The following is a 14,221-nucleotide window of genomic DNA, read 5'->3' on the forward strand; positions in this document are numbered from 1 at the left end:
TAGGAGAACACCATGAGCACTTCTTCAACCCCGGATGTGACCAGCTCGGATTGGAATAATCTGGCTGCGGCACAGAAAACCAGTTCTACCACTTCCAGTTCCGCGGATACCAATAGCGCGGCCGGGATTCAGAGCTATTTCCTGACTTTGCTGACCACCCAGTTGAAAAATCAGGATCCCCTGAACCCCATGGACAGCTCCCAGATGACCAGCCAGCTGGCCCAGATCAGCACGGTGAGCGGCATTGAAAAGCTCAACAGCACCCTGCAAACCGTGCTGTCCGCCTACAACAACAGCCAGTCCATGCAGGCGGCGGCCCTGATCGGCAAAAATGTCCTGGTCTCCGGTTCCTCCATGAATCTGGTCACCACCACCGATTCCACCACCAACACCTCCACCTCCCAGTCTGTCGGCGGCTATAACCTGGAAGGGGATGCGGACAAGGTGGTCATCACCATCAAGGACGCCAACGGCAATACGGTGAATTCCGTGGATGTGGGCTCGGTAAAGGCGGGCAGCCACCTGTTTGCCTGGGACGGCACGGCTAGCGACGGCACCAAGGCTGCAGATGGCACCTACACCATTTCCGTGGCCGCCACCCAAGGGTCCAGTACGGTGACCGCCAAGGCTCTGTCGGTCAATCAGGTCTCCGCCGTGGTCAAGGGGGCCAGTGGCATGCAGCTGGAACTGGGGGATGGCACCCTGGTCAGCTACGACGACGTCTATCAAATTATCTAAGCATTCAAAGGGTAAACCACCATGGCTTTCCAACAAGGTCTCAGCGGACTGAACGCCTCTTCCAAGGCGCTGGACGTCATCAGCAATAATGTGGCCAACTCCAGTACGGTGGGCTACAAGACGTCGGACGCCCACTTTGCCGATATGTATGCTTCTGCGCTATCCGGGGCGGGGGCTTCCCAGATCGGGATCGGGACTTCCATTTCCGCCATCATGCAGCAGTACACCCAGGGCAATATCAGCACCACCAACAACCCCCTGGACATTGCCATCAACGGGAACGGTTTTTACCGGCTGAGCACTAACGGCTCCATTACCTATACCCGGAACGGCCAGTTCCACGAAGATAAGAACGGTTACATCATCAATGACCAGGGCGCTCGCCTGACCGGTTACAAGGCGGATGCCACCGGCCTGATCGTGCCTTCCACCCCCACGGATTTGCAGGTCAATACCTCCGACATCGCTCCGGTGGAAACCGGTACCAGCGTGGGGGGCGACTATACGGGCCTGAAGGCGGTGCTGAATCTGGATTCCCGGAAAACTTCCCCCACCGGCTACGTTAATGCGGGGAATGCCTGGACGGCGGGACCTGCCACTGGGACATGGAACCCCCTGGCCAACACCTACAACTACTCTACCTCCCTGGATATTTACGATTCCCTGGGGAATTCCCACAACCTGACCATGTATTTCGTGAAAAACACCACATCCGGTCAGTGGGAAGTCCATGCCAATGTGGATGGCACCACGGATAAGCACGTTACCTTTACCAATTCTGCCGGTACGGCGGTCAATCCGCCGGTGCTTCAGTTCGATACCAACGGGGCTCTGAGTTCCACTACCTCCACGTTCAATATCAAGGTGGATTTGAATGGGGTGGAGACCGACCTGGGGGCCACCAACGGGGCAAACAGCCCCATCGGCGGCGCTACCGGCTTCAAGATGGACTTTTCCGGTACCACCCAATACGGTAGCGCTTTCAGCAACACGACCCTGAAGCAGGATGGTTATACCTCCGGACGTCTGACCGGCCTGTCAGTCAGTACTGACGGCATTCTGCAAGGTCGTTACAGCAACGGTCAGACCAAGAACATGGGCCAGATTGTGCTGGCCAATTTCCCCAACAACAATGGTCTGACCTCCCTGGGGGGCAATCAGTGGGCGGAAACTTCTACCTCTGGCCAGCCTACCCTGGGGACGCCCAATACGGGCAGCCTGGGGACCCTCCAGTCCAATGCGGTGGAAGAGTCCAACGTGGATTTGACGGCGGAGCTGGTGGATATGATTACCCAGCAACGGAATTACCAGGCCAATTCCCAATCCATCAAAACCCAGGACCAGATCATGAACACCCTGGTCAATCTCCGCTAAGTTCTGACTACAGCTACGGACGGATAGGGAACCATGGATCGCCTGATCTACACCGCCATGACCGGCGCCAAGCACACCTTCCTGCAACAGGCAGGGGTGGCGCAGAACCTGGCCAACGCTTCCACCAACGGTTATCGCTCGGAGGAACACCGGTTCCGGGCCGTGCCCCTGCAAGGGGACGGTCTGCCCACCCGGGCCTTTGTGGTGGATGCCTCGGTGAAAAACGTGTTCGATCAAGGGCCCATGATGTTCACCGGCAATTCCCTGGATTCGGCCATTCAGGGCAAGGGCTGGTTCGCCGTGCTGGACGCCAACGGCCAGGAGGCCTATACCCGGGCCGGCAGCTTCGTGGTCAATGCCAACGGCCAGTTGCAGACCAAGACTGGCCTCACGGTCATGGGGGACGGAGGTCCCCTGGCCATCCCCCAGGATTCCAATATTGAAATCGGGGCGGACGGCACCATTTCCGTGGTGCAGAACTACGGTATTCCCAACACTTCCAACATCATTGGCCGCCTGAAACTGGTTAATCCGCCGGAAGATCAGCTGGTGCGGGGGGATGACGGTCTGTTCCGCCAGGCGTCCGGCCAGCCCGCCCCCTTTGACGCCAATATTCAGGTGGCGCCCCAGACGGTGGAAGGCAGCAACGTCAATGTGGTGGACACCATGGTCAGCCTCATTTCCCTCAGCCGCCAGTTTGAAATGCAGATGGAAATGCTGAAGAAGGCCGACACCAACGCCCAGGCCGCCGATCAGGTTCTGACGGTCGCCTAACCGAGCAACATAGCCAGAGACTAGGAAACCCCCATGATTCGTTCCCTGTGGATAGCCCGTACCGGCCTGGACGCCCAGCAGACCCAGATGGATGTGATTGCCAATAACTTGGCCAACACCAGCACCAATGGTTTCAAGCGCTCCCGGGCGGTGTTTGAGGATCTGATTTACCAGACCCTGCGCCAGCCGGGGGCCCAGTCTTCCCAGCAGACCCAGATCCCGTCTGGTTTGCAGATCGGGACCGGGGTAAAGCCCGTGTCCACGGAACGTATCCAGACCCAGGGCAATTTGCAGGAAACCAGCAACCCCCTGGACGTGGCCATTAACGGAGCCGGTTTCTTCCAGGTACTGATGCCGGACGGCTCCACCGCCTATACCCGGGACGGCTCCTTCCACAAGGACAACCAGGGCCAGATCGTCACCGCCAACGGCTATCCCCTGCAACCGGCCATCACCATTCCCCTCACCGCTAAGACCCTGACCATCGGCACGGACGGCACGGTGAGCATTACCACCGCCGGTACCACCGCTTCCACCCAGATCGGTACCATCCAGACCGCCAGCTTCATCAACCCCGCTGGTCTGGAAAGCGTTGGCGACAATCTGTACCTGGAAACTGCGTCCAGCGGTACGCCCAACCCCAATACCCCGGGGACCAACGGCCTGGGCTCTTTGCAGCAGAATTACGTGGAAACTTCCAACGTCAATGTGGCGGAGGAAATGGTCAGCATGATCCAGACCCAGCGGGCCTATGAACTTAACACCAAGGTGATTTCCGCCTCTGACTCCATGCTTTCCCGTCTTACCCAGCTCTAGTTTTCTGAAGGCAATATCATGATCCGGTCCCTTTGCGAACGCGCCCTTGCCCTGCTGGTCCTGGCTCTGGGACTGGCCGGTTGTGCTTCCACCCCGCCCACTGCCGTGCATCAGCCCATGACCGTGCGGCCCCAGGTGCAATTGAGCAATCCGGGCAATGGGGCCATTTATCAGGCCAATTTCAACCGGCCCCTGTTTGAAGACCGGAAGGCTCGCTATCCCGGGGATACCCTGACCATCAATATCGTGGAAAACACCCAGGCCAAGACCAATTCGGACAGCACGGCCTCCCGTTCCGCGTCCATGAATTCTTCCATTACCGCCCTGGCCGGCCTGCCCCTGAAGGGATTGCAGGGCCTGACTTCCACCGGCAGCGGCTCCAGCAGCTTTGAAGGCAAGGGAGGGGTGACCGGCAGCAATGTGTTTACCGGGGTGATCACCTGCACCGTGATCGAAGTCCTGGGCAACGGCAATCTCCTGGTGTCCGGGGAAAAGCAGATTGCCATCGGCCAGGGCAAGGAATACATCCGTTTCTCCGGGGTGGTGAATCCCACCACCGTGACTACTGCCAACACGGTAAACTCTTCCCAGGTAGCCGACGCCCGCATCGAATACCAGTCGTCTGGATACATCAACGACTCCCAGGTGATGGGCTGGCTGCAACGGTTTTTCCTATCTTTTCTGCCGATTTGAGCCGGTCTTGGGGCTCCCGGGAGGAGTGGCAACATGTTTGATCAAGGACAAAAACTTTCCCGGAGCCTGGGGCGCTGGTGTGCCCTGGGCTGCCTGAGCCTGGTGCTGCTGGGGGCCTGGACGGCCCCGGCCCGGGCAGAACGCATCAAGGACCTGGCCAGCGTCCAGGGGGTGCGTAATAACCAATTGATTGGCTACGGCTTGGTAGTGGGCCTGGACGGCAGTGGTGACCAGACTACCCAGACGCCTTTTACCACCCAGTCCATCGCCAACATGCTGGCCCAGCTGGGCATCAACATGCCCGCTGGTACTTCCCTCCAGTTGAAGAACGTGGCTGCCGTCATGGTTACCTCCGCCCTGCCGCCCTTTGCCCGGCCCGGCCAGCAGATTGACGTCACCGTCTCCTCCATGGGGAACGCCAAAAGCCTGCGGGGCGGCACCCTGCTCATGACCCCCTTGAAAGGGGCGGATGGCAACGTGTATGCCATGGCCCAGGGCAATGTGGTGATCGGCGGGGCGGGGGCCTCCTCCGGGGGCTCCAGCGCCCAGGTGAATCAGCTTTCCTCCGGCCGTATTGCCGGGGGGGCCACGGTGGAACGGGATGTGCCCACCCCGGTGGGGGACGCTAATTACGTCATGTATGAACTGAATACGGCGGATTTCGGCACCGCTCAGCGCCTGGCTGATGCCATTAATCGGGGTATGGGGCCGGTGGCCCGGGCCCTGGATGGCCGTTCCATCCAGGTCCAGGCGCCCCAGGACCCCAGCGCCCGGGTGGCCTTCCTGGGCCGTCTGGAAAACCTGGATGTGCAGCCCATGAAGCTGCCCGCCAAGGTGGTGATCAATTCCCGTACCGGCTCCGTAGTCATGAACCAGTCCGTGATGGTGGACGCCTGCGCCGTGGCCCACGGCAATCTCAATGTGACCATCGGCAACCAGTCCAACGTCAGCCAGCCCAATGCCCTGTCCGGCGGTTCCACCGTGGTTACCAACCAGGCGGATATTAAGCTGAAGCAGGAAAACGGTGCCCTGCGCACCCTCAAGGCCAGCGCCAACCTGGCGGACGTGGTGAAGGCCCTGAATGCCCTGGGGGCCAATCCCCAGGACCTTATGTCCATACTCCAGGCCATGAAGGCTGCCGGTGCCCTGCGGGCCGATCTGGAAGTCATCTAAGGTCGCCCGGGCTGGTCAGGGCGGCGAGGGCAACGTAAACTGGCGGTGCCATGAAAGCTGACGATCTCGCTTCCAACCGACTGGCCATCGATACCAATTCCCTCGGGGATTTGCGTTCCCAGGCCAACAAGGACCCCAAAGCGGCCCTGCATCGGGTCGCCCAGCAATTCGAGGCCCTGTTCCTGCAAATGGTGCTGAAGAGCATGCGGGACGCGACGCCCCAGGACGGGCTCATGGACAGCGAACAGACCCGTCTTTACACCTCCATGCTGGATCAGCAGCTGGCCCAGAAATTTTCCACCTCCGGCCAGTTGGGTTTCGCCAAACTCATTGAAAAGCAGCTGGGGGCCAATATGCCCACCAACCCGGCCGCCAACCCCAACGGTCCTAATGGGATCAATGGGCTGGGCGCCATGGCTCCGGCCCTGGGGAACGGCCTGGTGGCGTCGCCCGAGGAAATACTCAGCTCCCCCGCTGCGGTGCGGGCCATTTTGCGCGGCCAGGTGCCGGGCCTGGAGGCGGCAAAAGATGCCGCCCCGGCAAGCGAGGTGGAGGGGGATGAGGAGTGGGCCATGGAAGCGGCCCCCGTGGCCGTGGGCGGTTTTCGCGGTCGGGGAGCGGGTTCTGCCCGGGATTTCGTCAATCGGCTGTGGCCCGATGCGGTGGCCGTCTCCCGGGCCACCAATATTCCCGCCCAGTTTATGGTGGGCCACGCGGCCCTGGAAACCGGCTGGGGTCGGTCAGAAATTCGCAAGGCAGATGGGAGCCCCAGCTACAACCTGTTCGGTATCAAGGCCGGTAAAAGCTGGGCTGGGGCTTCCGTGGAAGCCACCACCACCGAATATGTGAACGGCTCCCCCCAGACCGTGCGGGCCCGCTTCCGGGCCTACAATTCCTACGCGGAAGCCTTCCAGGATTACGCCAATCTGCTGCAAAAGCCCCGTTTCGCCGGGGTCCTCAATCAACGTAGTGGCACGGACTTTGCTCGATCCTTGCAGCAGGCCGGTTATGCCACTGATCCTCTCTACGCGGACAAACTGTCCCGCATCATCAACGGCGCAACTCTGCGACAAGCGCTGCTCGGCTGACCGGCTCTCAACAATCTTAGCTTTGTGCCGTTAAAGAATTACGGCGCAGATTGGGGTATGCCATGTCCGTAGGAATGCTCAATATCGGGATGTCCGGGATCAATGCCGCCCAAGTGGCCTTGAGTACCACCTCCCACAACATTGCCAATGCCAGCACGTCCGGTTACAACCGGCAGCGCATCGGGCAGACCTCGTCGGACCCCATTGCCACCGGCTCCGGCTTCGTTGGCCAGGGCACCACGGTGACTACGGTTACCCGGATATACAGCAGCTATATCGCCAATCAGGTCAATCAATTCCAGACAACGGCTAGCCAGTATTCCGCCTATTACGGGCAAATCTCCCAGATCAACAATACCCTGGCGGACAGCACCGCCGGGCTGTCTCCCGCCCTGAGCAGCCTGTTTACCGCCATGCAACAGGTGGCCAGCGATGCTTCTCTGGTGTCGGCCCGCCAGTCCATGGCTTCCGGAGCCCAGACCCTGGCATCCCGGTTCCAGAGCTTGCAATCCCAGTTGCAGGGTCTCTACGACGGGGTAAATACCCAGTTGCAGAACACGGTGAGCTCCATCAATGCCTACGCTTCCCAGATCGCCCAGCTGAATCAGCAGATCATCGTTGCCCAAGCTTCTTCCAACCAGCCGGCCAATGATTTGCTGGATAAACGGGATGAGTTGGTCAGTGAGCTGAACAAGCTGGTGGGGACCACCACGGTAGTGGATTCCAACGGGGCTATGAACGTGTTTATCGGTACCGGCCAGCAGTTGGTGGTGGGTTCTTCCTCCCAAACCTTGGATGCCCGACCCTCCGCCGCTGATCCCCAGCGTTATACGGTAGGGATACTGTCCAATAAAAGTTACCTGGAATTGCCCGAGGATTTGCTCACCGGCGGCTCCCTGGCTGGGTTGATGAGTTTCCGTGCGGAAAGCCTGGACAGCGCGGCCAATACCTTGGGCCAGATTGCCACTTCCGTGGCTCTGACCTTCAATGCCCAGCAGTCCCTCGGGCAGGATATGCTGGGCAATACGGCCACCAGCAGCAGCTTCGCCAAGAATATTTTCAATTACGCCCAACCCCAAGCCTGGGCTAACGGGGGCAATACGGGGAGCGGCACTCTGTCGGCCACCTTTACCAATCCGACCCTGGAATTGAACAACGGCTCTTTCCAGATGGACTACGCAGGGGGCAGTTATACGGTGACCCGCAAGTCCGACGGCAGCCAATGGACTGGTGCCAGTCTGAACAACGTCATGCAGAGCGTCTATACGGCCACCGGCACCTCCCTGGACATGACCACGGGCAATTACGCCACCAAGCTCACGGGGAGTGACTACACCGTGTCCTATGACGGCACCAATTACGCTGTGACCCGGGCCTCGGACGGCAAGCGCTGGACGGACACCAGCCTTACCAATCTTTCCTCTACCATTTCCAAGAGCGAAGGGTTTAGCTTCTCCCTGAGCGCCGGGACCATTAACGCGGGGGACTCCTTCCTGGTCCAGCCCACCCGCTATGCAGCGGCCAATATTTCCGTGAATTCGGCCATTGCTGCCGATCCCCGGCTGATTGCCGCCGCCGCCCCCATTGCCACGGCGGCGACTACGACCAATACGGGGTCCGGCACCATTTCCGCCGGCAGCGTGTCGGCGGGTTATACCGCACCCAGTTCCACCCTGACCATGAGCTATAACGGGGGCAATCTCAGCTTTGATGCGGGCAATCTGCCCGCCACGGTGACGGTGACCACGGCGTCCGGTACCCAGACCATTACCCTGAATACCACCACGGACACCATCCCCTACACCAACCCCAGCACCAGCTACACGGTGAATGGGATGACCTTCTCCCTGGGCGGCTCGCCGGCCAACGGGGACAGCTTTACCATCGGCCAGAACACCAAAGGCACCTCCGATTCCCGCAATATTACCCTGCTCAACAAGTTGCAAACCCAGGGCACTACCCAAAGCGGGGATGCGTCCTTTGCTGATACCTATGCCCAGTTGGTGAGCCAGATCGGTAACCAGACCCGGACCGCCAACACCATTCAGAAAACCCAGCAGAGTTTGACGGACCAGGCCTCCGCCACCCTCCAGTCCCAATCCGGGGTGAATCTGGATGAGGAAGCCACCAATCTGATCAAGTACCAACAGGCCTATCAGGCCTCCGCCAAAGTGATTCAGATTGCCAGCCAGCTCTTCAACACGGTCTTGCAGATCAGTAGTTGAGGCCCCGGTTGACAGTCCGTCCAAGGAGATAAGGCGATGCGCATCAGTACTAGCATGATCTACGATGCCGGCGTGTCCGGCATCCAGAATACCCAGGCCAGCGAACTGGATACCTATAACCAGATCGCCACAGGGCGCCGGGTCCTGACCCCCTCCGATGATCCGGTGGCAGCGGCCCAGGCCCTGGTGGTGCAGCAATCCCAGTCGGTGACAGCCAATTACGCCACTAACCAGGGCAACGCTCAGGATCGACTGACCCTGGAGGAAACCCAGCTCCAGTCCGCCGGGGATACCATCCAGGCGGTGCTGGATAAGCTAGTCCAGGCCGGCAATACCTCCCTGAGCGACGTGAACCGGGCATCCATTGCCCAGGAATTGCAGACCCGGCTGGATGAAATGGTGTCCATCGCCAACAGCCAGGACGGTTCCGGCCACTATATTTTTTCCGGCTATCAGTCCAACACCCGGCCCTTTTCCGTGAATAACGTCACCGGGCCCTACAGCAACACCAATCCTTATGTGAGCTATAACGGGGATCAGGGCACCATTACCCTCCAGGTGGATGCGTCCCGGCAGATGGCCGTGTCGGACAACGGGGCCAGCGTGTTCATGCGCATCCAGGACGGCAATGGCAATGTGATTAGCCAGAGCGTTTTCGATACCCTGAAAAACGCCATCGACACCCTGAATACCCCCGTGGCCAATAACGCGGCAGCGGCCGCTGCCCTGCCCACCAAGGTGAGCGATGCCATCAACCAGCTCCACGATGCCTTGAATACGGTGGTGCAGGTGCGAACCTCCGTGGGGGCCCGGCGTTCCGAGCTGGATTCCCTTTCCACCGCCACTTCGGCTGTCAATCTCCAGTACAAGACCACCCTGTCTAATCTCCAGGATATGGATTACGCCGACGCTATTTCTTCCCTGAGCAAGCAGCAGGTTCAGCTCCAGGCGGCCCAGAAGGCCTTTGTCACCGTGTCCAGCCTGAGCCTCTTCAAGCTCATTTAGGGGGTGACGGTGCGACCATTGAGATGGGCCTGGGGAGTGGGGCTGTTGGTTCTGGTAGGGGGCTGTAGCAGCCTGAATAACAAGACCTATCCCAGTTCCGGACCCCTTGTTCCCACGGCCTCCATCCAGCTCACTTCCAAGGTTTCCTACGCCCTGGACAATCTGGTGATGACGGCGGCGGGGGCTTGGCTGGCCTATGAGGTGTTCGAGCCCCTGGCCCCTAACTGGGAGCTGGATGAGGCCAAGGTGGGCGACGGCCTCTACGTCATCAATCTGCGCATGAAGCGCTTCCACAACGGTGGAGACGGCGAGGCCATGTGGCTGCTGCGGCAGCGGGCAGAAGTGCTACAGCGGGGGGGCGGCTATGCCTCCTACCGCATTGTGGCCTACGAAGAAGGCATCCAGTCCTCTACCCCCATTCCCCAGCGTTTTTCCCAGGGGCTTGTCCAGCTGGTCAAGGCCGGGGAGACCGTGACGCCGGGGACGGGCCGCTGAAGCGCTTCCCTTAGGGGCTGCCCCTGATCGAGGGGGGCGGGAAAACGGCGAGCATCTGCTGGATGCCCTCCATGAACATCCGGCTCAAGGGGGTGACCCAGTAGGACAGGGAGAGGGCCAGCACCACAAAGCCCACCAGCATGGTGATGGGAAAGCCCATGGCCATCATATTCAGCTGGGGCGCGGCTCGGGACAGGATAGCCAGGGACATGTTGGTGATGAGCAGGGCCATGATCACGGGCAGGGAGAGGAAGAGGCCCAGGGAAAAGATCCGGGAGCCGGCCTCCGCCAGATTCAGCCATAGCCCGGCGGTTACCGTATTGGGTGCCAAGGGCAGGACCCGGAAGCTTTCCGCCAGGGTGGCGATCATCAGCAAATGGCCATTTAGGGCCAGGAACACCAGGCTGGCGCAAAGATTGGTGAATTCGGAAATAACCCCGGTCTGAGCGGCACTGGAGGGATCGTAAAGGGTAGCAAAGCCCAAGCCCATCTGGGAGCTGATCAGTTCCCCGGCCAGTTCAATGCCGGAGAAAACGAGGCGCATGACAAAGCCTAGGGCAATCCCGATAAGAATCTGATGGCCCAGGATCAAGAGCCCGATGCCCGAGCCCGGGGGAATATCTTGGGGCACGGTCACCGTGGGGGCGATGGCCAGGGTCAATGCCAGGCCGAAAACCAGACGGATGCGCCGGGGCAGGGCGGCGTTGTTGAAGATGGGGGCAGTGGCGGCAAAGGCCAGAATGCGGGCCAGGGGATAGAAATAGGCGGCCAGCAGGGCGTCCAGTTGGGCGGAACTGAAGGTGATCACCCGCTTACCCGATCAGGCTGGGAATGCTGTTGAAAAGGCGCTGGATGTAGTCGGTGAACAGCTGAATCATCCAGGGGCCGGCGAACACCAGGGTAAGAAACATGGCGATCAGCTTGGGCACGAAGGACAGGGTGGCCTCATTGAGGGAAGTGGCGGCCTGGAAAATACTCACCAGCAGACCCACCACCAGGGCCACCAGCAATAGGGGGCCGGAAATCAGGAGGGTCATTTCCAGGGCCTGACGGCCAATATCCATGACGGTTTCGGGGGTCATGTGGCGAAACTCTGCACGAGGGAGCCCAGGATCAGATGCCAGCCGTCCACCAGCACAAACAGCATCATCTTGAAGGGCATGGCCACCATGGTGGGGGACATCATCATCATCCCCATGGCCATGAGGGTACTGCCCACCACCATGTCAATGATGAGGAAGGGAATGAAAATGATGAAGCCGATCTGGAAGGCGGTCTTCAATTCGGAGGTGACGAAGGCTGGCACCAGAATGTGAAAGGGCACCGCCTCCGGGCCGGACAGCTTGTCGATATGGGCCATCTGGGCGAAGAGGGCGATGTCCGATTCCCGGGTCTGCTTGAGCATAAAACCCCGCAGGGGCTGCTCCGCCCGGGTCAGGGCTTCCTGAAAGCTGATCTGATTGGCGGAAAAGGGCTGGTAGGCATCCGTATAAATCTTGTCTGCCACCGGGGACATGACAAAAAAGGTGAGGAACAGGGAAAGCCCGATGACGATCTGGTTGGGCGGCGTGGTTTGCAGGCCCATGGCGTGGCGCAGCAGGGACAGCACAATGACGATCCGGGTGAAGGCAGTCATCATCAGCAGGGCCGCCGGGATGAAGGTGAGCCCGGTGATGATGAGCAGGGTCTGGACGGACAGGGTGTAATTCTGCCCGCCCCCCGGGGCCGGGGTGCTGGTAAAGGCGGGAATGCCGCCGCTAGCCTGGGCTAGGGCGCCCAAAGGCAGAAGCAGGGCGATCAGGAAAAACAGCTTACGGGCGTTCATGCTTGCGGGAAAAATGATCCAGCCACTGTTGGAAAGCAGGAGGTAAGGGGGAGGCCGGTGGCGGCGGCAGCTGGCCCTTGGGCAGGGTGTGCAGGGTGCGAATCTGGCCCGGGCCTACGCCTACTACCAGCCAGGTTTCCTCCACCTCTAACAGAACAATCCGCTCCCGGTTGCCGATGGCGATGCCCCCCACCACTTTCAAGGGGCCACTGCCGAAAGGCCGTCCCCCGTTCAGGCGGCGGATGAGAAAAGCCGCACCGAAGAGCAGTGCCAGCACCAGGGCCAAGCCGAGAAAGGCCTGGAACACATTGGCGAAGGACAGGCCCGGGGCCGGGGGCGGAGGATTGCTGCCGGGCGCGGCTTCCGCCGACCAGGCCGACAGGGCCAGAACCCCGGACAGGGCTCGGGCGGCAAGGGGGTGAAAAAGGCGGGAAAAGGAGGGCACGGAGGGCGGGGAATCCGGGTAAAAAGCCCGGCTATCTTAATCCATGCGGGGCAAATAAAAAACCGCCCCATGGCGGGGGCGGTTCGGTGGCCGGGGCGATTAGCGGCTGATTTTGCGCATCCGTTCGGCGGGGGTGATGATGTCCGTCAGGCGGATACCGAATTTGTCATTGACCACCACCACTTCCCCCTGGGCGATCAGGGTGCCGTTCACCAGTACGTCCATGGGTTCCCCGGCTAGGGCGTCCAGTTCCACCACGGAGCCGTGGGCCAGCTGGAGCAGGTTGCGGATGGTGATTTTGGTCCGACCCAGTTCCACGGTGAGTTGCACCGGGATATCCAGGATCATGTCCAGTTCATGCATCATCCCGCCTTCGCCGCCCGCGGGGGCGAAGGATTGGAAAATATTGGCAGGCTTGGCTTCCGGGGCGGCGGGGGCGGCGGCCGGGGTCGGTTCCACCGCTTCCTGTTCGGCCATGGCGGCAGCCCAGTCATCCTCCGTGATGGCGTCGGCGGCGGCTTGCGCTTCGTTCTCTGCCGGTTGGTCCGCCGCCACGTTTTCTTCTTCAGACATGGGTGTCTCCCAGATTTAGTTCGGTTCCGTCGGCGTTGACGAATTCCTTGACCTTGATGGCGTACTGGCCGTTTTGCTGGCCGTATTCGCATTCCATGATGGGCACGCCGTCCACCTGGGCCATGATTTTATCTTCAAGACTGACGCCAATGACGTCCCCGGGTTTCATTTTCAGAACCTGGCGCAGGGAAATGGTGGCGTGGGCCAGGGTGGCCACTAGTTCTACCTCGGCGGACTGGAGCTGGCGGCGCAGGGTGCCGACCCAGCGCTTGTCCGTGGACAGCTGATCGCTCTGCATGGAGCTGTAGAGCAGGTCCCGGATAGGTTCCACCATGGAATAGGGGACGCAGATGTGCATGTCCGCCGTGGCGCCGCCAAATTCCAGGGTGAAGTTGGTGGACACCACGATTTCCGAGGGGGTGGCGATATTGGCGAACTGGGAGTTCATTTCCGAGCGGATGTACTCGAATTTGAGCTCATAAACCGGCTTCCAGGAGCGTTCGTATTCGGCGAACACCACGTGGAGCATGCCCTGGATGATGCGCTGTTCCGTGGCGGTGAAATCCCGCCCTTCCACCCGGGTGTGGAAGCGGCCGTCGCCGCCGAACATGTTGTCCACCACCAGGAACACCAGATTGGGGTCGAAAACCACCAGGGCCGTGCCCCGCAGGGGTTTGACCGCCACTAGGTTGAGGTTGGTGGGCACCACCAGATTGCGGATGAATTCGCTGTATTTCTGGACCTTGATGGGGCCCACGGAAATTTCCGCATTACGGTGCATGTAATTGAACAGGCCGATGCGGAGATAACGGGCAAAGCGCTCGTTGATCAGTTCCAGGGTGGGCATACGCCCACGGACGATGCGTTCCTGGGTGCCCAGGTTGTAGTTGCGGACTGCGCCCTGTTGCTCTTCCGGGGCGTCCGGCTCGTCACTTTCCCCCGTGACGCCCTTGAGCAGGGCGTCAACTTCTTCCTGGGAGAGGAAATCCTGGGACAT

16 protein-coding genes are annotated in these 14,221 nt (G+C 60.4%); 10 read left to right on the top strand and 6 right to left on the bottom strand.

What is annotated here, in order from left to right:
* The first annotated feature begins 12 nt into the window (after positions 1 to 12).
* The 10 genes from Azoinq_RS11125 to Azoinq_RS11170 all read left to right on the top strand — a co-directional run bounded on the left by Azoinq_RS11125 (position 13) and on the right by Azoinq_RS11170 (position 10,381).
* Positions 13 to 738: a flagellar hook assembly protein FlgD gene (locus tag Azoinq_RS11125; RefSeq protein WP_216129092.1), complete on the top strand. Its 726-nt coding sequence runs from the start codon at positions 13 to 15 to the stop codon at positions 736 to 738.
* A 21-nt stretch (positions 739 to 759) separates the two neighbouring features.
* Entirely contained in the window at positions 760 to 2,112 is a 1,353-nt protein-coding gene (flgE, locus tag Azoinq_RS11130; protein ID WP_216129090.1) for a flagellar hook protein FlgE, read from the top strand.
* 33 nt (positions 2,113 to 2,145) lie between these two features.
* A complete protein-coding gene (locus Azoinq_RS11135; protein WP_216129088.1) occupies positions 2,146 to 2,886 on the top strand; it encodes a flagellar basal body rod protein FlgF in 741 nt (246 codons plus the stop codon).
* A gap of 33 nt (positions 2,887 to 2,919) precedes the next feature.
* Positions 2,920 to 3,702, top strand: a complete 783-nt coding sequence (gene flgG, locus Azoinq_RS11140; RefSeq protein ID WP_216129086.1) for a flagellar basal-body rod protein FlgG — start codon at positions 2,920 to 2,922, stop codon at positions 3,700 to 3,702.
* Positions 3,703 to 3,720: 18 nt separating this feature from the next.
* On the top strand, positions 3,721 to 4,395 hold the full coding sequence (locus Azoinq_RS11145) for a flagellar basal body L-ring protein FlgH (RefSeq protein WP_216129084.1): 675 nt from the start codon (positions 3,721 to 3,723) through the stop codon (positions 4,393 to 4,395).
* 33 nt (positions 4,396 to 4,428) lie between these two features.
* Entirely contained in the window at positions 4,429 to 5,568 is a 1,140-nt protein-coding gene (locus Azoinq_RS11150; RefSeq protein ID WP_216129082.1) for a flagellar basal body P-ring protein FlgI, read from the top strand.
* Positions 5,569 to 5,618: 50 nt separating this feature from the next.
* Entirely contained in the window at positions 5,619 to 6,656 is a 1,038-nt protein-coding gene (flgJ, locus tag Azoinq_RS11155) for a flagellar assembly peptidoglycan hydrolase FlgJ (RefSeq protein WP_216129080.1), read from the top strand.
* A gap of 62 nt (positions 6,657 to 6,718) precedes the next feature.
* Positions 6,719 to 8,881 carry a flagellar hook-associated protein FlgK gene (flgK, locus tag Azoinq_RS11160; protein ID WP_216129078.1) on the top strand — a complete coding sequence of 721 codons (2,163 nt, stop codon included), beginning with the start codon at positions 6,719 to 6,721 and terminating at the stop codon, positions 8,879 to 8,881.
* Positions 8,882 to 8,917: 36 nt separating this feature from the next.
* Complete coding sequence (gene flgL, locus Azoinq_RS11165; RefSeq protein ID WP_216129076.1) at positions 8,918 to 9,886, top strand: flagellar hook-associated protein FlgL; 969 nt, start codon at positions 8,918 to 8,920, stop codon at positions 9,884 to 9,886.
* A 36-nt stretch (positions 9,887 to 9,922) separates the two neighbouring features.
* The gene (locus Azoinq_RS11170) at positions 9,923 to 10,381 is read left to right on the top strand and encodes a hypothetical protein (RefSeq protein WP_216129074.1); all 459 of its coding nucleotides are present in this window, start codon (positions 9,923 to 9,925) and stop codon (positions 10,379 to 10,381) included.
* Positions 10,382 to 10,391: 10 nt separating this feature from the next.
* Here the strand turns inward: Azoinq_RS11170 and fliR are convergent, their stop codons facing one another.
* The 6 genes from fliR to fliM form a co-directional block, all read right to left on the bottom strand.
* A complete protein-coding gene (gene fliR / locus Azoinq_RS11175) occupies positions 10,392 to 11,189 on the bottom strand; it encodes a flagellar biosynthetic protein FliR (RefSeq protein ID WP_216129072.1) in 798 nt (265 codons plus the stop codon).
* A 4-nt stretch (positions 11,190 to 11,193) separates the two neighbouring features.
* Positions 11,194 to 11,463 carry a flagellar biosynthesis protein FliQ gene (gene fliQ, locus Azoinq_RS11180; RefSeq protein WP_216129070.1) on the bottom strand — a complete coding sequence of 90 codons (270 nt, stop codon included), beginning with the start codon at positions 11,461 to 11,463 and terminating at the stop codon, positions 11,194 to 11,196.
* Entirely contained in the window at positions 11,460 to 12,206 is a 747-nt protein-coding gene (gene fliP, locus Azoinq_RS11185) for a flagellar type III secretion system pore protein FliP (protein ID WP_216129067.1), read from the bottom strand. The genes fliQ and fliP overlap by 4 nt, the downstream gene beginning before the upstream one ends.
* Positions 12,193 to 12,651, bottom strand: coding sequence for a flagellar biosynthetic protein FliO (fliO, locus tag Azoinq_RS11190; protein WP_232368469.1), 459 nt, complete (start codon positions 12,649 to 12,651; stop codon positions 12,193 to 12,195). The genes fliP and fliO overlap by 14 nt, the downstream gene beginning before the upstream one ends.
* A gap of 99 nt (positions 12,652 to 12,750) precedes the next feature.
* Positions 12,751 to 13,128, bottom strand: a complete 378-nt coding sequence (fliN, locus tag Azoinq_RS11195; protein WP_232368620.1) for a flagellar motor switch protein FliN — start codon at positions 13,126 to 13,128, stop codon at positions 12,751 to 12,753.
* Positions 13,129 to 13,216: 88 nt separating this feature from the next.
* Positions 13,217 to 14,221, bottom strand: coding sequence for a flagellar motor switch protein FliM (fliM, locus tag Azoinq_RS11200; RefSeq protein ID WP_216129063.1), 1,005 nt, complete (start codon positions 14,219 to 14,221; stop codon positions 13,217 to 13,219).

The organism is Azospira inquinata, assembly GCF_018905915.1.
Lineage (GTDB): Bacteria > Pseudomonadota > Gammaproteobacteria > Burkholderiales > Rhodocyclaceae > Azospira > Azospira inquinata.

Excerpts from the sequence above, each read along its gene's own strand:
- Azoinq_RS11125 (WP_216129092.1), top strand. The coding sequence starts at position 13 with ATGAGCACTTCTTCAACCCCGGATGTGACCAGCTCGGATTGGAATAAT.
- flgE (WP_216129090.1), top strand. The coding sequence starts at position 760 with ATGGCTTTCCAACAAGGTCTCAGCGGACTGAACGCCTCTTCCAAGGCG.
- Azoinq_RS11135 (WP_216129088.1), top strand. The coding sequence starts at position 2,146 with ATGGATCGCCTGATCTACACCGCCATGACCGGCGCCAAGCACACCTTC.
- flgG (WP_216129086.1), top strand. The coding sequence starts at position 2,920 with ATGATTCGTTCCCTGTGGATAGCCCGTACCGGCCTGGACGCCCAGCAG.
- Azoinq_RS11145 (WP_216129084.1), top strand. The coding sequence starts at position 3,721 with ATGATCCGGTCCCTTTGCGAACGCGCCCTTGCCCTGCTGGTCCTGGCT.
- Azoinq_RS11150 (WP_216129082.1), top strand. The coding sequence starts at position 4,429 with ATGTTTGATCAAGGACAAAAACTTTCCCGGAGCCTGGGGCGCTGGTGT.
- flgJ (WP_216129080.1), top strand. The coding sequence starts at position 5,619 with ATGAAAGCTGACGATCTCGCTTCCAACCGACTGGCCATCGATACCAAT.
- flgK (WP_216129078.1), top strand. The coding sequence starts at position 6,719 with ATGTCCGTAGGAATGCTCAATATCGGGATGTCCGGGATCAATGCCGCC.
- flgL (WP_216129076.1), top strand. The coding sequence starts at position 8,918 with ATGCGCATCAGTACTAGCATGATCTACGATGCCGGCGTGTCCGGCATC.
- fliQ (WP_216129070.1), bottom strand. The coding sequence starts at position 11,463 with ATGACCCCCGAAACCGTCATGGATATTGGCCGTCAGGCCCTGGAAATG.
- fliP (WP_216129067.1), bottom strand. The coding sequence starts at position 12,206 with ATGAACGCCCGTAAGCTGTTTTTCCTGATCGCCCTGCTTCTGCCTTTG.
- fliN (WP_232368620.1), bottom strand. The coding sequence starts at position 13,128 with ATGGCCGAACAGGAAGCGGTGGAACCGACCCCGGCCGCCGCCCCCGCC.
- fliM (WP_216129063.1), bottom strand. The coding sequence starts at position 14,221 with ATGTCCCAGGATTTCCTCTCCCAGGAAGAAGTTGACGCCCTGCTCAAG.